This is a genomic window from Stenotrophomonas sp. YJH_SMC_138 (assembly GCF_059369855.1).
On the sequence record NZ_JCAFTB010000008.1, the window covers coordinates 146,045 to 164,591 of the forward strand.

15 protein-coding genes are annotated in these 18,547 nt (G+C 64.3%); 4 read left to right on the forward strand and 11 right to left on the reverse strand.

What is annotated here, in order from left to right; translation table 11 throughout:
• Nucleotides 1-86: 86 nt before the first annotated feature.
• From AC5P7I_RS16685 to dnaA, 11 genes are all read right to left on the reverse strand, one after another.
• Entirely contained in the window at nucleotides 87-500 is a 414-nt protein-coding gene (locus AC5P7I_RS16685; protein WP_005411740.1) for an ExbD/TolR family protein, read from the reverse strand.
• A 3-nt stretch (nucleotides 501-503) separates the two neighbouring features.
• On the reverse strand, nucleotides 504-929 hold the full coding sequence (locus tag AC5P7I_RS16690) for an ExbD/TolR family protein (RefSeq protein WP_005421196.1): 426 nt from the start codon (nucleotides 927-929) through the stop codon (nucleotides 504-506).
• A 61-nt stretch (nucleotides 930-990) separates the two neighbouring features.
• Complete coding sequence (gene exbB, locus AC5P7I_RS16695) at nucleotides 991-1,752, reverse strand: TonB-system energizer ExbB (protein WP_005411738.1); 762 nt, start codon at nucleotides 1,750-1,752, stop codon at nucleotides 991-993.
• A gap of 94 nt (nucleotides 1,753-1,846) precedes the next feature.
• The gene (locus AC5P7I_RS16700) at nucleotides 1,847-2,515 is read right to left on the reverse strand and encodes an energy transducer TonB (RefSeq protein ID WP_049408447.1); all 669 of its coding nucleotides are present in this window, start codon (nucleotides 2,513-2,515) and stop codon (nucleotides 1,847-1,849) included.
• 143 nt (nucleotides 2,516-2,658) lie between these two features.
• Nucleotides 2,659-3,852, reverse strand: coding sequence for a tetratricopeptide repeat protein (locus AC5P7I_RS16705; RefSeq protein WP_014035419.1), 1,194 nt, complete (start codon nucleotides 3,850-3,852; stop codon nucleotides 2,659-2,661).
• Nucleotides 3,853-3,984: 132 nt separating this feature from the next.
• Nucleotides 3,985-4,791 (reverse strand): M48 family metallopeptidase, encoded by an 807-nt coding sequence (locus tag AC5P7I_RS16710; RefSeq protein WP_014645409.1) that lies wholly within the window; start codon nucleotides 4,789-4,791, stop codon nucleotides 3,985-3,987.
• A gap of 71 nt (nucleotides 4,792-4,862) precedes the next feature.
• Nucleotides 4,863-5,711, reverse strand: coding sequence for a CPBP family intramembrane glutamic endopeptidase (locus tag AC5P7I_RS16715; protein WP_046433405.1), 849 nt, complete (start codon nucleotides 5,709-5,711; stop codon nucleotides 4,863-4,865).
• A 67-nt stretch (nucleotides 5,712-5,778) separates the two neighbouring features.
• On the reverse strand, nucleotides 5,779-8,238 hold the full coding sequence (gene gyrB / locus AC5P7I_RS16720; protein ID WP_014645407.1) for a DNA topoisomerase (ATP-hydrolyzing) subunit B: 2,460 nt from the start codon (nucleotides 8,236-8,238) through the stop codon (nucleotides 5,779-5,781).
• 112 nt (nucleotides 8,239-8,350) lie between these two features.
• Nucleotides 8,351-9,445, reverse strand: coding sequence for a DNA replication/repair protein RecF (gene recF, locus AC5P7I_RS16725; protein WP_014645406.1), 1,095 nt, complete (start codon nucleotides 9,443-9,445; stop codon nucleotides 8,351-8,353).
• 992 nt (nucleotides 9,446-10,437) lie between these two features.
• Nucleotides 10,438-11,538, reverse strand: coding sequence for a DNA polymerase III subunit beta (dnaN, locus tag AC5P7I_RS16730; protein WP_005411731.1), 1,101 nt, complete (start codon nucleotides 11,536-11,538; stop codon nucleotides 10,438-10,440).
• A 275-nt stretch (nucleotides 11,539-11,813) separates the two neighbouring features.
• Nucleotides 11,814-13,145 carry a chromosomal replication initiator protein DnaA gene (dnaA, locus tag AC5P7I_RS16735; protein ID WP_014645405.1) on the reverse strand — a complete coding sequence of 444 codons (1,332 nt, stop codon included), beginning with the start codon at nucleotides 13,143-13,145 and terminating at the stop codon, nucleotides 11,814-11,816.
• 255 nt (nucleotides 13,146-13,400) lie between these two features.
• On the opposite strand from dnaA, the gene rpmH reads away from it, so the two are divergent.
• From rpmH to AC5P7I_RS16755, 4 genes are all read left to right on the forward strand, one after another.
• Nucleotides 13,401-13,541: a 50S ribosomal protein L34 gene (gene rpmH, locus AC5P7I_RS16740; protein ID WP_005411729.1), complete on the forward strand. Its 141-nt coding sequence runs from the start codon at nucleotides 13,401-13,403 to the stop codon at nucleotides 13,539-13,541.
• 5 nt (nucleotides 13,542-13,546) lie between these two features.
• Complete coding sequence (gene rnpA, locus AC5P7I_RS16745; protein ID WP_080053031.1) at nucleotides 13,547-14,041, forward strand: ribonuclease P protein component; 495 nt, start codon at nucleotides 13,547-13,549, stop codon at nucleotides 14,039-14,041.
• Nucleotides 14,041-15,756 carry a membrane protein insertase YidC gene (gene yidC, locus AC5P7I_RS16750; protein WP_014648955.1) on the forward strand — a complete coding sequence of 572 codons (1,716 nt, stop codon included), beginning with the start codon at nucleotides 14,041-14,043 and terminating at the stop codon, nucleotides 15,754-15,756. Before rnpA ends, yidC begins: the two co-directional genes overlap by 1 nt.
• Nucleotides 15,757-15,871: 115 nt before the next feature.
• Nucleotides 15,872-18,544 (forward strand): polysaccharide deacetylase family protein, encoded by a 2,673-nt coding sequence (locus AC5P7I_RS16755; protein WP_053494814.1) that lies wholly within the window; start codon nucleotides 15,872-15,874, stop codon nucleotides 18,542-18,544.
• The last annotated feature ends 3 nt before the right edge of the window (nucleotides 18,545-18,547 follow it).

The following is an 18,547-nucleotide window of genomic DNA, read 5'->3' on the forward strand; positions in this document are numbered from 1 at the left end:
TGCGCCACGACGAGAACACAAAAAAACGCCCCTGTTTCCAGGGGCGTCTGCAGTCGCGTCATGACTGTTGTATTGCGGTGTAGCGTTTACTGCTGCACAAATCCGATCTTCTTCATCTGAGCATTCTTCGCGGCGGCCAGAACCTTGGCCATCACGTCGTACTCGGAATCCGGGCTGGCGTCGATGCGCAGTTCCGGCTGGTTGGTCGGGTCACGCTGGACCTCCTGCTCCATCCGCTGCTGCAGCTCGCTGGTATTGATCGGGCTGTTGTTCCACGAGACCTGGTTGCTGGCGTCGATCTTCAGTTCGATCGGCGGCGGCGGTTCGACCAGCTGCGGCGGTGGGTTGAGCACGCGCTGCGGCAGGTCCACGGCGATCGGGTACGTCATGATCGGCGCGGTCACGATGAAGATGATCAGCAGAACCAGCATCACGTCCACGAGGGGCGTGACGTTGATGTCTGCCATGGGGCCCTTGCCACCACCACTACTGAATGCCATGGCTTATTGCCCCTTTTCTTTGGTCGCAACGAAGCCGACGTCCAGCATGCCCTGTTCCTGCGCGACCTTGGTCAGGTCGTTGATGACGCGCATCTTGGTGGTGCGGTCACCACGCAGGTTCAGCGGCGGCTGCGGGGTCTGCTGTGCGGCGGTCGCCAAGCGGGACTCGAGAGTCTGCTTGTTGATTTCTTCGTCGTTCCAGTAGATCGAGCCGTCTTCCTTGACTGCCAGCGTGATCGGGTTCGGACGCTTTTCAGCATCTTCCGGCTTCTGGATCAGGTTGGCTTCCGGCAGATCCACCTTGACCTTGTGGGACATCAGGGGCGCCGTGATGATGAAGATGATCAGCAGCACCAGCATCACGTCCACGAGGGGCGTAACGTTGATGTCGGCCATGGGGCCGCCGCTGTTACCACTACTGAAAGCCATAACGGGCTCCGTCTAGATCTTGGTGACTACTTACTTCGTCGCTGGGTGACGCGCGCCGCAATTAGCGGACGCGCGAACCGGTGGCGAAGAAGTCGTGCAGGTCGTGCGCGAAGGTATCGAACTTGCTGATGGTCGCGCTGTTGATCTTGCTGAAGAAGTTGAAGGCGAACACGGCCGGGATTGCGACGAACAGACCGATCGCGGTCATGATCAGCGCTTCACCCACCGGGCCGGCAACGGCGTCGATCGAAGCGGAGCCGGTGGCACCGATCTTGATCAGCGCGCCGTAGATGCCCCACACGGTACCCAGCAGACCGACGAACGGAGCGGTCGCGCCGACGGTGGCCAGCAGGGTCATGCCCGACTGCAGCTTGTTGCTTTCGCGGGTGACGGCCTGGCGCAGAGCGCGGTCGACGAACTCCGAACGGCTCAGGTTCTCACCGACGCCGCCGGTAGCACCGCCTTCAGCGCGCTGGTGGTGGGCAGCGGCCTGGGCAGCGTCCAGGGCGATCTTCGAGAACGGCTCCGAAGCCGGCTGCTCTTCCATCGCACGGATGGCGTCCTGCGCGTTCGGGGTGTCCCAGAACAGGCTGACGACGCGGTCAGCGGCGCTCTTCAGGCGGGTGGCACGGAAGATGTTGATGACGGTCCAGTACCAGGACATGGCCGACATGGCGATCAGGGTCAGCAGCACGACCCAGGAAACCGCGAAATCACCCGGCTTGGTGGTCATTTCGTGGATCAGGTGCTCGAAGCCCATCTGCGACAGGGCGTTGGACGGATTGCCCCCGGCAGCAGCGGCGATGAAAATTTCCTGCAGCATGACGCTTACCTTTGTTGTGTGTGGTGATAAAGGGTGTAGCTAAGCTAAACAATCGAACCGGGAGCGGGGGTGGCCGGAGGGCCACCCGGACGCATCAGTTCAGCGCAAAGTTGACCGGGACGCGAACGCGACCTGCCGCCTTCTTACCGCCAGATTCAGCGGCGTTGAAGCGCCACTTGCGAGCTGCTTCCATCGCAGCACGGTCCAGGTCGCGGTTACGGCTGGACTTTTCCACCGTGACATTGGTGACGTTGCCGTTGGCATCGACATCAATGATCAGGATCACTTCGCCCTGGATACCCGCGCGGAAGGCGGCCGGCGGATAGCGCGGCGGATTCATGGCCTTCGACGAGATGTCCACGCTGGCCTCGATCGAGGTCGGCGGAGCCGGCGGCGACGGGGGCGACGGCGGGGTGACGATATCGTTCGGGCGCGGCTCCGGCACGTCCACGACCGGCGCCTGCGGCGGCGGCGGTACGGGCGACGGCTTCGGCGGCGACAGATTCTTCACCGGCGGTGGCGGAGTATCCTGCGGCGGCGGCGGCGGCGGCGGCGGTGGGGGCGGCGGCGGCGCGTCGACGATGGTCACCATGACGTTGCGCTCCTTCTCCGCGACGGCCTTGGGAGCCACGGCGGGAATGAGGAGCATCATGAAGGCGGCCAGATGCAGGGCAATTACAAACGCGATGCCGACGATGCGAGGCCAGCTCAGCCCCTTGTCATCGGGTTGTTCGTACCGGTGAACGACTAGTTGTTCCGTCATGCGCCAAGAGCTCAATAGTGGGGCCGGAATCCCGGGGGCGGGATCCCTGATCAGCGGTGCATGACACCGCAGGAACCTCCAAGCTTATACCAATCCTGAGCGCCTGCGCATCAACTGAGCAGGCATTCAGGCGTTATTCCTACTTACTTCAGGTTGATGATTTTTTTGGCATCCGCCTGGTTCTTCACGCCCTTCGCCAGCGCCTGCTGGGCGGCCTGCTTGGCCTCGGGGACGCGACCTTCGGCATGCAGGACGCGTGCCAGGTTCAGGTAGGTCTCACCGTCCTTGGAGAGCGGGGCAGCCTTCTGCCACGCATCGATCGCCTGCGGCACCTGGTCGGAGTAGTAGTAGGACTGGGCCAGCGCCAGGTAGACCTGGTAATCCGGCTTCAGGATGCCCTTCTGCAACCCTTCGTTGATGACCGCGATGACGTCCTTTTCCTTGTTCTCGGTGTTGGCATAGATCGAGTACAGCTGCTTGTACTCGCGCTCTTCGGTGAGCTGGCCGCTGCTGCGCAGCTTGTCCATCACCGCGGCGGCCTTCGGCATCTGGTCAGCCTGCATGTACATGTTGGCCAGATTCAGCTGGGCCTTCTTGTCCGTCGGGTTCTTGGCCGCCAGCGCTTCTGCGGCCTGCACGGCCTCACCGGTCTGGCCGGCTTCGGACAGGGCCGCCATCAGCAGCTGGTTCCAGTTGTCCTTCGGCTCGGCGGCGCCGGCGATGGCCTGCTTCAGCACCGGGATCGCTTCCTGGTAGCGCTCCAGCTGGTACAGCGCCTGGCCCTTGGCGATCAGCTCTTCCGGCTTGGTCGACTTGCTCTCTGCGAAGTACTTGTCCAGGGTGGCCAGGCCTTCGGCGGTCTTGTCTTCCTGCAGCTGCAGCTGGCCCAGCATCAGCATCGACTGGAAGTGGCCGTTGTTGTCCAGGCCGTTGAACTGGATCACCTGCTTCAGATACGCGATGGCGCCCGGCACGTCGTCGGTCTGGTAGGCGGCCTGCGAGGCCAGCTGCGCGGCCAGCGACTTGTCGTACTCGTTGGAAGCGCTGTCGGCCAGGATCGCGTCAGCCTGTTCGCGCGTCTCCGGGAACTTTTCCTTGTTGTAGCTGTCGATCATTTTCTGCAGCTTGCTGCCCATCTTGGCCGAGGCCTTGGCGGTCGGCTCCTGGCGGGTCGCATTCGGGTACAGCGGTTCGGCCTTGGCCTGCTTGCTGCTACCGCCGCGGCTGCCACGGTCGGAGGAACGCGAGGACTGCGCAAAGGCATCGGTGACCACGGCGCCGGTCAGGGCGGTCGCGACGAGGACGGAAAGCACAGCTTTGTGGTTACGGAAAATCATCGTTCACCTCGATCGAACCGCCGGATAGCGGCAAAGTCGGACTGTCAGAAAAATCTGAGCCGCCAAACGTATCAGAAACAGATGGCGTGAGAAATCGTTTTATGTGCTGCAATACAGCATAGAACTGCGCACTCATCCGCACTTTGGCCGCAGCCCGGCCGCCTGCGCCTGCTGGTAGACCGGCGTCAGGCCCGGTGCATCACGTCGCAGCTCCTGGATCCGGTTGGCCGGATCGGGGTGGGTGGACAGCCATTGCGGGCTGCGACCGCCGCTGGCGGCCATCATGTTCTGCCACAGGTCCACGGCCTGGGCCGGGTTGAATCCAGCCTGCGCCATCAGCCGCTGGCCAATCACGTCTGCCTCGCTTTCCTGCGTGCGCGAACCCGGCAGCAGGAAGGCCGCCTGCGCGCCCATCCCACCCAGCTGGTTGACCGTGCTGGCGGCGCCATCGCCATAGGCGGCACCGGCCAGCGCGCCCAGCACGGCCAGGCCGGTCTGCGCGCCCATCTGCCGGGTGATGCGTTCTTCGTGGTGACGCGCGATGACATGGCCGATCTCATGGCCGATCACGGCAGCCAACTGGTCCTGGTTCTTGGCGACGGTGAAAATGCCGGTGTTCACGCCCACTTTTCCGCCGGGCAGGGCAAAGGCGTTCGGTTCCTTGTCGACGAACACGGCGGTCTCCCACCGTACGCCACGGTACTGAGGCGGCAACTGCGCGACCAACGCGTTGACCACGCACTGCACGTAGCCGTTCTGGCGGCCATCGGTGCTGATCTTCTCTTTCTGCTTGGTCTCGGCAAACGCCTGCGCGCCGAGCTGGTCAAGCTGTGCCTGCGATACGCCGCCCACCATCTGCCGTCTTCCGGTTGGCGAGGTGGTGGTCGCACAGGCACTGACCACGGTGGTGATGACTAGAGCCAGCAGCAGTTGTTTCATGGGTCCGCCCCCGTGTTCATGTGCGCAGTGTGTAGAGTACCTGCTTAATCTTTCGTCAAGCGGGCACGGCGTTACGTTGACCCCAGGAACACCATTGCGGCGAGCGCCACCGCGTTGTTCAGCGCATGCGCCGTGATCGCCGCCCACAGGGTGCCGGTGCGGCGGTACAGCCAGCAGAAGGCGGCACCCATGCCGCCGTAGACCAGCCACAGCTGCGCCATGCCCAGCAGCGAGTTCTTGCTGACACCGGGCACTTCATGGACCAGGGCGAACGCCAGGCTGCTGAGGATGAGGCCCAGCCAGGGGCGGCCGGCCTGCCACAGGCGCCCGAACAGGACACGACGGAACAGCAGCTCTTCGTAGGCGGGGGCGAGGACGACCGCAAACAGCACCAGGAACAACGGGAAGCGCGCGATCGCGCTCTGCATCAGTTCCACGTTGGTCGGCACCGGCTCGATGCCGAACTGCTTGGAAAGGAAGGCGACGCCGTTGCTGCCAACCACGATCAGCGTGGCCACCAGCAGGGTCCAGCCCCAGGTGGAAGGACGCTGCAGCGCCTGTCGCGAGGCCAGGCGTTCGCCGGCGTTCGCCGGGCGCCGCCAGAAGTACAGCAGCAGCGCGGCACCACCGGTGGCGATCAGGGCCATCAGGATCTGGGCCAGGGCCCCGGGCTGGCCCACTGCCGCGCCGGCGCTGTCAGGTGTGAGTGCACCGCCATTGGCCGCGACGTTGGCGCGGCTGACCACGATCGCACGGTAGAAGCCCCAGAACAGTCCGGTGACCATGCTCAGGCCGACCAGGGTGACGGCGGCGATGCCCAGGTCGATGAAGAAACCTGCCAACGGTGCCACGGCGCGCGGCGGGGTAGACGGCGGCGGAACCGGAGGCGGAGCGGCGGAGACCGGGGCGGATGCGGACATCAGGTACCTGCGTTCAAGGGACGAAGGCCGGTGCAGCTCCCCGCGCACCGGCCAGGTCCCGATTGTGTCAGATATCCAGGTTGGCGACCTTCAGCGCATTGTCTTCGATGAAGTCACGACGCGGTTCGACCACATCGCCCATCAGGGTGCTGAAGATCTGGTCGGCAGCGACCGCATCCTCGATGCGCACCTGCAGCAGGCGACGGGTCTCCGGGTTCACCGTGGTATCCCACAACTGCTCCGGATTCATTTCACCCAGACCCTTGAATCGCTGGATCTGGCGGCCGCGCTTGGCCTCCTCGAGCAGCCAGTTCTGCGCCTTCGCGAAGCTGTCGACTTCGATCGACTTGGCGCCGCGGGAAATCGTTGCACCTTCGCGCACCAGCCCGTGCAGCAGCTTGGAGGCCTGGTGGATCGCGCGCAGTTCGCCACTTTCGAACGCCGACAGCGGCAGCACCTGGATGTGCTCCTCGCCCATGTGGCGACGGGTCACCAGCACGGCGGCGGGGCGCTCCTCGTTGGCCTCCTGCAGTTCCAGGCTGAAACGCGGGCTGCCCAGGCTGCCCTGGTTGAGGCGCTTGGCCAGCGCATCCAGGCCTTCGCCTTCGCCCGCATTGCGCAGGCTGTCCATGTCCATCGGCACGAAATCGACCAGCGCTTCGAGCAGGTTGCGGTCATAGCGGTGGGCATTGCGTTCGATGGAATCGAGCGCGGCGGCATAGGCCAGCAGCAGCTTTTCCAGCGCCAGGCCTTCGATGCCCGGTTCGCCGGTGGCCGGCACCAGCGCGGCGTTTTCCACCGCACTGCTGGCCAGGTAACTGTCCAGCGCCGGGTCGTCCTTCAGGTACAGCTCCTGCTTGCCCTGCTTGATCTTGTACAGCGGCGGCAGGCCGATGTAGACGTAACCGCGCTCGATCAGCTCCGGCATCTGACGGTAGAAGAAGGTCAGCAGCAGGGTGCGGATGTGGGCGCCGTCGACGTCGGCGTCGGTCATGATGATGATCTTGTGGTACCGCAGCTTGTCCGGGTTGTACTCGTCACGGCCGATGCCGGTGCCCAAGGCCGTGATCAGCGTACCCACCTGGTCGGAGGACAGCATGCGGTCGAAGCGTGCGCGTTCCACGTTGAGGATCTTGCCGCGCAGCGGCAGCACCGCCTGGTTCTTGCGGTTGCGGCCCTGCTTGGCCGAGCCACCTGCCGAGTCACCCTCGACGATGAACAGTTCGGACAGCGCCGGGTCCTTTTCCTGGCAGTCGGCCAGCTTCCCCGGCAGGCCGGCGATATCCAGCGCGCCCTTGCGGCGCGTCAGGTCGCGGGCCTTGCGCGCCGCTTCGCGTGCACGCGCAGCGTCGACGATCTTGCCGGCGATCGCCTTGGCTTCGTTCGGGTTTTCCTGCAGGAACTCTTCCAGGCGCGCGCCGAAGGCGTTTTCCACCGCCGGGCGCACGTCGGAGCTGACCAGCTTTTCCTTGGTCTGGCTGGAGAAGCTCGGGTCCGGCACCTTCACCGACAGCACCGCGATCATGCCTTCGCGCATGTCATCGCCGGTCAGGTTGATCTTGGCCTGCTTGGCGATGCCGTTCTGCTCGATGTAGTTGTTGAGCACACGGGTCAGCGCACCGCGGAAGCCGGCAAGGTGGGTGCCGCCGTCCTTCTGCGGAATGTTGTTGGTGAAGCAGTACATCGTCTCCTGGTAGGAGTCGGTCCACTGCAACGCCACATCCACGACGATGCCGTTGTGCTCGCCGGTGACCGAGATGACGTTCGGGTGCAGCGGGGTCTTCAGCTGGGCCAGATGCTCCACGAAGCTGCGGATGCCGCCTTCGTAGTGGAAGTCATCACGGCGGCCATCGCCACGTTCGTCGGCAAGGACGATCTTGACGCCGGAGTTCAGGAACGACAGCTCGCGCAGGCGGCGAGCCAGGATGTCGTAGTGGAATTCCACGTTGTCGTGGAAGGCGACCGTCGACGGCCAGAAGCGCACGGTGGTGCCGCGCTTGGTGGTGGTTTCCAGCTTGGCCAGCGCGGTCACGGCGGCGCCGTTGCTGAATTCCTGCTGGTAGTGGAAGCCGTTCTGGAACACGTCCACCAGCAGCTTCTGCGACAGCGCGTTGACCACGCTGACGCCGACGCCGTGCAGGCCGCCGGACACCTTGTAGCTGTTGTCGTCGAACTTGCCGCCTGCGTGCAGGACGGTCATCACCACTTCGGCAGCCGACACTTCGCGACCGAGCTTGGCGCTCATCTGCTCGTGCTTGCCGGTCGGAATGCCGCGACCGTTGTCGGATACCGAAACCGAGCCATCGGCGTGGATCGTCACTGCAACGTGATCGGCGTGGCCGGCCAGCGCTTCGTCGATCGAGTTGTCGACAACCTCGAACACCATGTGGTGCAGACCGGTGCCGTCATGCACGTCACCGATGTACATGCCGGGTCGCTTGCGGACAGCCTCCAGGCCTTCCAGGGCGGTGATGCTGTTGGCGTCGTAATTGCCGTTGTTTGCCGGGGTGTTCTGTTCGTCGCTCATTGCGCTTGCCGTAGGCTCCGCAGGTCGGCCACCGCTTGGAGCGATGCGCCGAGAATGAAAGGATTTCAACCCGAATTATACCAGCCGGGGTCGAGCGGCCCTGGTGTGCCCACTATGGCACAGCCACGATCTGTGCATGTTCCACGTGAAACCGGGCGATGTGGGTCAGTTCCTGCAGCGCCGCCGGCGTTTCGGTGGCGGTGATGAAGATCTGCGCCGGCCCACCGAGCAGGCGCTGCAGAACCCGCGCCTGGTGGGTGCGATCCAGCTCCGAGCCCAGATCGTCCAATGCGATCACCGGCCATTCGCCGCGCTGTTCCGCGTAGTCCTCGGCCTGCGCCAGCAGGCAGGCCAATGCCGTCAGCTTGGCCTGGCCGCGGGACAGCGCATCGCGACCCGGAATGCTGTGGAAATCCACGCTCCAGTCTGCCCGGTGCGGACCGACCGAGGTGTATCCGGCCTGGCGGTCACGTTCCCGGGCCAGAAGCAGCGCATCGGCCAGAGGGAGCTCGTGCCGACGCCAGCCCGGGCTGAGTTCCAGTGCCTGGATGCCGAGCTGCGGGGCCAGGCTGGAAGCCAGCGCCACGGTGCGCTGCTGCAGACGCTCCAGGTAGTGCTGCCGACGGCTGGTCAACGGTTCGCCGGCTTCAGCCAGTTCGTGATCCCAGGTATCCAGCATCCGCGACGGGCCACCTTGCTTGAGCAGGGCATTGCGCTGTTTCAGTGCCCGCGAATACCGGCGCCACAGGGACAGGAAATCAGGTTCCACGTGGAACAAGCCCCAATCGAGGAATCGGCGGCGGGGTTCACCACCACCGCTGACCAACGCATGGCTGCCTGGCTCGAATGTGACTACCGCAAGCGCTGCGCACAGATTGCCGAGCTGGGCCACGTCTTCGCCGTCCAGGCGCCCCTTCCAATCCTGACCACTGTGCCGAAGGCCGGCCTTTCGGCGGTGCGGCGGGTGATTGGCACGTTGTTCGTCCCATTCCACGAAGATTTCCAGCGCTTCCTGGCCCTGGCGCACCAATCCATCGCGGACACGACCACGGAAGCTGCGCCCATAGGCCATCAGGTGCAGGGCCTCGAGCACGCTGGTCTTGCCGGCACCGTTGTCGCCGGTCAGCAGGTTCAATCCCGGCTGGGGCGACAGCTCCACCGCATTGAAGCGACGCAGTTGGTGCAGGGCGAGGCGGCGGATAAGCATGGGGCGCGAAAGACCATCCGCACGGGGCGGCAGAGGGGCAGGGAATTCATCAGCTTACTGCATCGGTCAAGCCGGACGTGCCCGGCCAGCTATCCGGCCAGCTATGGAGCAGTTACCGCAGGTCTGCCTGCGCCCTGACCGCTGGTTCCACGTGGCGCTGTTTCCTCATCCCAGCAGATGCGGGTCTCGGCAAGCCCGGAAATCCTTCGATTCTGCGAAGGGTAGCGGGGGTGTGAGCCTTGGATTTCGCCGATTTCAGGCGATGCCGTGGACAGCGCTTGCCTCGTCGCCGACGAGTACCAGCGGATGAACCTGCAGATTCCTTGAAATCTACGGTCCCATGCCCTGGGCGGTTCCACAGATTTCAAAGAATTCAGACCGATCGTTCCACGCTGTCCACAGCTGCCCTGTATGACTTATACACAAGGTATGGGCAATCTGTGGATAAAAAAGCCCTTTTGCCATGCCTTCGAAACTATCCACAGGTTCCCCCCCAGGCTGGGAGGCCGATATACAGGGGGTTTCAGGTGCATAAATTTCTTTTAAATCAGTCAGATAAGGTGTTTTTCCACGAGATCTGGCTCTACCATCACCACCATGCTTTAGATTTATACCCAGATTTAGAAGCTAGGCTTGCCCCAATCTGCATCGAATCTTCCCTGTGGACAGCGGCGTTTGCAGAGGGAAGTCCATCGCGCCGCGATGCAGGATCATCGGTCCCTGTCAGGCCAGATCTGGGGACAGGCGACGAGTATCGGATCCTGCACCTGGACTTTCGATCAATCGCGACTCGTCATTGCTACGATCCAGCGATCCTGTTTTCAACGATCGAGACGAACATCCCGGAAAGGCAACGGATTTCAACCGAGCCCATCGACGGAAGTGACGTCGTCCGGAGAACTGCGTCTTCTCGATGCTCCACGTGGAACCTGCAAAAAAAAACGCCCGGGAAGATCCCGGGCGTCGTTCGGTTCCACGTGGAACAGCAGCTGTCAGAGACGCAGCGGCATCACCACGTGGCGCGACTTCTCGCTGCTGGACTCACGTACAAGCGCCGAGGAGTTGGAATCGCGCAGCTGGATGATGACTTCCTCATCGCGCAGGGCGGAGAGGGCATCCAGCAGGTAGTTCACGTTGAAGCCAATGGCCAAGTCGCTGACCGTGGTATCGGCTTCGATCTCTTCCTGGGCTTCTTCCTGTTCCGGGTTGTGCGCGCTGATCTTCAGGTTGCCCGGCGAGACTTCCACGCGGATGCCGCGGTACTTCTCGTTGGACAGGATCGCGGCGCGCTGAAGCGAGGCGCGCAGCGCTTCGCGATCAACCTTCACTTCACGGTCGGCACCGATCGGAATCACCGCTTCGTAGTCCGGGAAGCGGCCGTCGATCAGCTTCGAGGTAAAGGTGACATCGTCGCGCTTGACGCGCACGTGGCTGCGGCCGACTTCCAGCTCGATCTCGCGATCGCCGCTTTCCAGCAGTCGCTGCAGTTCGGTCACACCCTTGCGCGGCACGATGATCTGGCGCTTGGACCCGCTGGGCTTGGCCAGATCGGTTTCACACAGCGCCAGGCGGTGGCCGTCGGTGGCAACGGTACGCAGGGCATCGCCGCGCAGGTCGAACAGCAGGCCGTTGAGGTAGTAGCGCACGTCCTGCTGGGCCATCGCGAACGCGGTGCGCTCGATCAGCTCCTTCAGGGTCGCCTCGCCGATGGCCACGCGCTCGGTGGCTTCCACTTCATCCACCGACGGGAAGTCGTTCGAAGGCAGCGTGGCCAGGGTGAAACGGCTGCGACCGGCCTGCACGGTGATCTTGTCTCCGGTCTGCGAGACGGTGATCCGGCTGCCGTCGGGCAGGGCGCGGATGATCTCGAACAGCTTGCGGGCGGGAATGGTGGTTTCGCCGTCCTGGGCATCTTCAACCGCGATCCGCGACACCATCTCCACTTCCAGGTCGGTACCGGTCAGCGACAGCTGGCCGTTCTGCACCTGGACCAGGAAATTGGCCAGAACCGGAAGGGTCTGGCGGCGTTCGACCACGTTGACGACCTGTGCCAACGGCTTGAGAAAGGCTTCGCGCTGCAGTGTGAAACGCATGTGGTTCCGTGCCCCTATGCTTTAAAAAATGTGGAATAAATCAAAAGCTTGGTGGTGCTGGTAGAGACAGAATCGCTGGAAAACAATGCTAAGTCTTTGTAATTAAAGGTATTTCAGACCTCGAAACCCTCTGCATTACCGACCCCCAAGGGGTGGGTAAAGCTGTGGATAAATCTGGCGCGATTTCAAACGGCATTTTTATCCACAACGTGTCCCGCGCTTGCTACCGGATTCTGCACCGTTTTGTGCGATGACGCCTCATCGGCATCCGTGCATCATTCGCTCAGCTTCCGGATCAGCTTGTCCCAGTCCTCGCGGAGCTTGCCGTCGGTCTCCATCAGGGTCCGGATCTGGCGGCAGGCATGCAGCACCGTGGTGTGATCGCGACCGGCAAAGGCGTCGCCGATCTCGGGCAGGCTGTGCTCGGTCAGTTCCTTGGTCAGGGCCATGGCGACCTGGCGGGGACGGGCCAGCGAGCGGGTCCGACGCTTCGACAGCAGATCCTTGATCTGCAGGCCGTAGTAGTCGGCAACGGTTTTCTGGATGTTGGGAATGCTGATCGCCTGCTGCTGGGCGCGCAGCAGGTCGCGCAGGGTTTCCTGGGCGAATTCGGTGGTGATCGCGCGGCCGGTGAAGTTGGCGCGGGCGGTCAGGGTATTCAGCGCGCCCTCGAGGTCGCGCACGTTGGAGCGCATCTTCTTGGCGATCAGGAACGCAACATCATCGGGAATCTCGGCACCGCGTTCGCGCGCCTTGGCCAGCACGATCGCGGCGCGGGTCTCGAAGTCCGGCGGTTCGATCGCGACCGACAGGCCCCAGGCAAGCCGCGACTTCAGGCGCGCTTCCAGGCCCTCGACTTCGCGCGGATAGCGGTCGCAGGTCAGGATGATCTGCTGCTTGCCATCGAACAACGCGTTGAAGGTGTGGAAGAACTCTTCCTGGGTGCGGTCCTTGCCGGCGAAGAACTGGATGTCATCGATCAGCAGCGCATCCACCTGCTGGAACTGGCGCTTGAACTGATCCATGGTCTTTTCCTGCAGGGCCCGGATCATCGCGCTGAAGAACTGTTCCGAACGCAGGTACAACACCTTTGCACCTGGATTGGCCTGGCGCATGGCGTTGCCGGCGGCGAACATCAGGTGGGTCTTGCCCAGGCCCGTGCCTCCGTACAGCAGCAGCGGGTTGTGCGCCCGGTCGCCCGGCTTCTGCGCTGCCTGGAAGGCGGCGGCCAGGCCCAGCTGGTTGCTGCGGCCTTCGACGAAGTTGGCGAACGTGTAGTGGCTGTCCAGATTGCCGGCGAAGGGCACCTGCGGTTCGCTGGACACATGCGCCGACGGCGTGGAAACCGGCGCGTTCTGCGCCTCCACAGGGCGCGGGCGCGAGCCGATTTCAAGAAAAACGTCGCTGAAACCAGCGAAATGCGCCAGCAGCTCGCGGATCCGGGCCAGGTACAGCTCGCGAACCTGGTCGACGATGAAGGCATTCGGTGCATACAGCACCAGGCTGTCCACGCGCAGATCGGCCTGCAGCGGCTTCAACCAGGTATGAACGTCTTCCGGCGGGAACTCCGCTTCGAGGCGCTCGAGACTACGGGACCAGGCATCCATCAGCAATAATCGTCCGGTGGCCGGGGCATGGACGCGACAAGGCGCCCAAACACAGGCCGGAAAGGGGGGAAATGGATGGCTCAGACTACCACCGAGCGCCCGCCTTCGGAATGCTTGTCCCCTACTTATTCACAAAAACATCCACAGCTATTGCACAGCCCGGTGAATTCGCGTAGCTGCCAGGGGTTGACGCGGGGTAGGGTACCTCTCTAGAATTTCCGGTTCTTTCCGTCCCATTCATACGAGAGGCCCCCAATGGCCACGAAGCGCACCTACCAGCCCAGCAACCTCAAGCGTAAGCGCGACCACGGCTTCCGTGCCCGTATGAAGACCGCTGACGGCCGCAAGATCCTGTCGCGTCGCCGCGCCAAGGGCCGCAAAGTCCTGAGCGCCTGATTGCCATGCCGCACCCCGCGGCAGACGCAATCCCTTCGACAGTGAATACTGCAGACCCGCGCAAGCGATTCCCTCGCTCTGCGCGGGTTCGCACGCGTGCCGAATATTCAACGGTCTTCAACGGCGCCCGCCGTGTGTCCGATCCGCTGATGACCCTGCACTGGCTGCCGGCTGACCGGCCGGCCAGGCTGGGTCTGGCGGTTTCCCGCAAGGTTGATCCGAACGCCGTGGGGCGTAACCGGATCAAGCGCGTCCTGCGCGACATCCTGCGTCAGACACGTACCGAAATCCAGCCAGGCGACTTCGTCGTCGTGGCGCGTAGTGCTGCGCGTTCCGCCAGCAACGACGAGATCCGCCAGGCCTTCCTGCGCCTGCTGCGTCGCCTGCGTGCATTGCCCGCGCCGGGCGTGGACGGCACAATGCCGCCGCCTGATGGCATCGCAACTCCTTCTTTGACCGAGCCGGCATCGCGTCCCGGCCCCGCCGAGCCTGTCCGCTGATGAACCAGACCCGCGTATTCCTCATTTTTGCCTGGCTGATGGTGGCCGTGCTGCTGTGGATGGAGTGGAGCCGTGAAAAGGCTGCTCCGACCCCGGCACCGACGACCACGTCGGCCCCGGCTGCTGCACAGAGTGTTCCGGGCGCGACCCCGGGCAGCATCCCCAGCGCTCAGGTCCCGGGTGCGCCGGGCCAGGCCGCTGTGCAGGCCCAGGCCAGCGCCACCCCGGCCAGCCAGCGCGTGACCGTCACCACCGACGTGCTGCGCCTGGTGCTGGACGGCGGCCGTGTGCTCGATGCCGAGCTGCTGCAGTTCCCGCAGACCAAGGACGAAGGCAGCCCGCCGGTTCGCCTGCTGACCGAAGACCCCGCGCATCCGTACAGCGCGATCAGTGGCTGGGCCAGCGAAGACAAGAACACCCCGGTTCCCGGCGCTGACGGCTTCAAGCTGGTCGGTGATACCAAGGACTTCGTGCTGGCCAAGGGCCAGAACGAACTGCAGATCCCGTTCGTGTGGACCGCCGACAACGGCGTGACCATCAAGCGCACCCTGACCGTCTCGCGCAACGAGTACGCCGTGCGCTTCAAGGACGAAGTCAGCAATGCCGGCGCCGCACCGTGGAACGGCTACGTCTACCGCACCCTGGACCGCACCCCGACCATCCTGTCGCGGAGCATGACCAACCCGGATTCGTTCAGCTTCAACGGCGCCACCTGGTACGACAACGACAAGAAGTACCAGCGTCGTGCGTTCAAGGATTACCTGGACGACGGCGCACTGAACCAGAACATCACCGGCGGCTGGCTGGCGATGCTGCAGCATCACTTCTTCACCGCCTGGATCCCGCAGAAGGACCAGACCGCGCACTACGTGCTGTCGCAGGTGGCCGGTCGTGACCTGATTGAAGCGCGTGGCCCGGCCTTCACCGTGGCCCCGGGCCAGTCCACCAGCACCGAGGCCCGCCTGTGGGTCGGCCCGAAGCTGGTCAACCTGATCGCCAAGGAAGACGTGCCGGGCCTGGACCGCGTGGTCGACTACAGCCGCTTCTCGATGATGGCGGTGATCGGCCAGGGCCTGTTCTGGGTGCTGAACCAGGTGCACAAGCTGGTCGGCAACTGGGGCTGGGCGATCGTCGGCCTGGTGGTGCTGCTGAAGCTGGTGCTGTACCCGCTGTCGGCGACCCAGTACAAGAGCGGTGCCAAGATGCGCCGCTTCCAGCCGCGCATCGCGCAGCTGAAGGAACGCTATGGCGATGACCGCCAGAAGTTCCAGACCGCGATGATGGAGCTGTACAAGAAGGAAAAGATCAATCCGATGGGCGGCTGCCTGCCGATCCTCATCCAGATGCCGATCTTCTTCGCCCTGTACTGGGTGCTGGTGGAATCGGTCGAACTGCGCCAGGCGCCCTGGTTCGGCTGGATCCAGGACCTGACCGCACGCGACCCGTACTTCATCCTGCCGGTCATCAACGTGGCAGTGATGTGGTTCACCCAGAAGCTGACCCCGGCACCGGGCATGGACCCGATGCAGCAGAAGATGATGCAGTTCATGCCGCTGGTGTTCGGCGTCATGATGGCCTTCATGCCGTCCGGCCTGGTCCTGTACTGGGTGGTCAACGGCGGCCTGGGCCTGCTGCAGCAGTGGTGGATGACCAAGCGCCATGGCGGCGAGCCGGTTGCGGCCACCACCGCTCCGGCCCCGGTCAAGAAGAAGTAATCGGTAGAGCCGGCCGCTGGCCGGCTGACCCCAGCAAAAGCCCGCCGCAAGGCGGGCTTTTCGCATGCGGCGGTAGAATCGCCGGCACACCGTTCCTCCCACCTTCGAGTCCGCCATGCCGCGTGCGTCGTCGTTCCGCCTGTTCCTGCCCTCGCTGTTGTTGACCCTGGTTGTTGCCGGCTGCGGCGACAAGGACGCGAAGGCGCCGGCGACCACCGTCACCCAGCCAAGCGCGCAGGCCGCGGCCGCCGCCGATCCGGCCGCCGCGCCGTTGCTGGCGGCGCTGCAGAAGCAGCTCGACGGCTACCGCCGGATCATCGTGCTGCTGGCAGACGAGGAACAGCAATCGGCCGCCGACCGCGGCACCTCCACGCGTGTGGGCCAGCAGCTGTTCCACGATGGCCTGGAACAGCGCACGGCGATCGCCGCGCAGTTCGACACCCTGCTGCGCGGCTCCAGCCCGCAGCGCTTCGCCACCCTCGGCACCGTGCTGGACTACATCGAGTCGGCGCCGGAACTGTTCGACGCCGACCGCCTGGCCTTCCGCGAAGTGCTGCGTGATCTGCATGAGCGGGTCGGCACTGATTCGTCGCTGCCGGCGGTCAAGCTGCACCAGCGCATCGGCGAGGACCTGGAGGCACTCGACGAGATCGAGCGAAACTACAACCAGGAACTGACCCGCATCTTCAGCCGCTTCGAGCGCACCCGTGCCATCGAGCTGAAGCGTGAGAAGTGGGACGACTACATCGCCCACCTGCACAAGGACTACAGCCGCGAAGCGATCCTGCGCGACTACGGCGTGATCGAGCCCTACCCGATGTCGATGAAGGACAGCGACCGCGAGATCTTCGGCCGCGACCTGCCGGCCAAGACCGTGGTGCTGACCTTCGACGATGGCCCGCACAAGGCCTATACCGATGAAGTGGTGGCCATCCTCAAGCGCTACGACGTGCCGGGCGTGTTCTTTGAAGTGGGCCGCAACCTTGGCAAGGTCGAGGCCGATGGCAAGGTCAGCCTCGGCCCGATGGCGAAGATCAGCCGCAACCTGATGGAAGAGGGCTATGCGGTCGGCAACCACAGCCTGACCCACGCCCAGCTGTCGCGCACCACCGGTGACGCGCTGCGCCAGCAGGTGCTCGACACCGACACGCTGCTGAAGGATGTCGACAGCAAGCGCGCGCCGCTGTTCCGTTTCCCGTATGGCGCGCGCAATGCCGAAGGCCTGCAGCTGCTCAACGAGGCCGGGCTGAAGTCGATCATGTGGAACATCGACTCGATGGACTGGGCCGACCCGGTACCGGAATCGATCGTGCAGCGCGTGCTAGACCAGGTGAACAAGGAACAGCGCGGCATCATCCTGTTCCACGACATCCACGATCGTGCGGTGAAGGCGCTGCCGCAGATCCTCGACCGGCTGATCGCCGATGGTTACCAGTTCGCCGGCTGGAACGGCCGTGACTTCACTGTCGCCCGTGCGCGCAAGGGTGAAGCCGGTGCCGCCACGGTCACCACCGGCTACGAGAAGTCCTGGGCGATCGTGGTCGGCATCGACAACTATGCCAAGTGGCCGAAGCTGGAGTACGCCAGCCACGACGCGCAGGCGGTGGCCGATACCCTGACCGGGCAGTTCGGCTTCCCGTCCTCGCAGGTGATCGTGCTGAAGAACGAGCAGGCGACCCGCAACAACATCCTCGCGGCCTTCCACGATCGCCTGGCAGATGACCGCACCGGCAAGAACGACCGCGTGTTCGTGTTCTTCGCCGGCCATGGCGCGACCCGCCAGCTCGCTTCCGGGCGCGACCTGGGCTACATCATTCCGGTCGATTCGGACCCGAAGGAATTCGCCACCGACGCCATCGCGATGACCGACATCCAGAACATTGCCGAGAGCATGCAGGCCAAGCATGTGATGTTCGTGATGGATGCCTGCTACAGCGGCCTGGGCCTGACCCGCGGTGGCCCGTCGTCGTCGTCGTTCCTGCGCGAGAACGCGCGTCGCAGCGCGCGGCAGATGCTGACCGCCGGTGGTGCCGACCAGCAGGTGGCCGATGCTGGCCCCAACGGCCACTCGGTGTTCACCTGGGTGCTGTTGCAGGCGCTGGCCGGCAAGGGCGACCTCAACGGCGACGGCCTGATCACCGGTACCGAGCTGGCCGCCTACGTGGCGCCGGCCGTATCGGCGGTCTCGCACCAGACCCCGGCCTTCGGCAGCCTGCCCGGTTCGCAGGGCGGCGAGTTCGTGTTCCAGGTGCCGGACAGCCAGGAATTCCTCAACGCCGATACGCGCCAGCTGACCGCCGATGCGATCGCGCTGAACAACAAGGTGGATGCGGCCAGCGAGGCCAAGGGCAGCCAGGCGCCGGTGACGGTGGCCGACCTGCAGGGTGGCAAGGCCAAGCTGGTGGTGCCCACCGCTGGCCCGGCGTCCGACCGCCAGCGCGCGCAGCAGGCCAACGACCGCGGCCTGCAGCTGTACCGCGAGAAGCAGTACGACGAGGCAGCCGCGCAGTTTGCCGAAGCGCTGAAGCTGCGTCCTGATTTCGCCCAGGCCGCCAACAACCTCGGCTTCGTCTACTACCGCCAGCAGCGCTATGCAGAAGCCGCGCGCTGGCTGGAGAACACGCTGAAGATCGACCCGTCGCGCGCGGTGGCCCATCTGAACCTGGGCGATGCCTACTTCAACGCCGGCGACAAGGCCAAGGCGAAGCAGGCCTACACCACCTACCTGGCGCTGCAGCCGCAGGGCAGTGGCGCGGCCCAGGCGCGCGCGCAGCTGGAGAAGCTCTGAGCC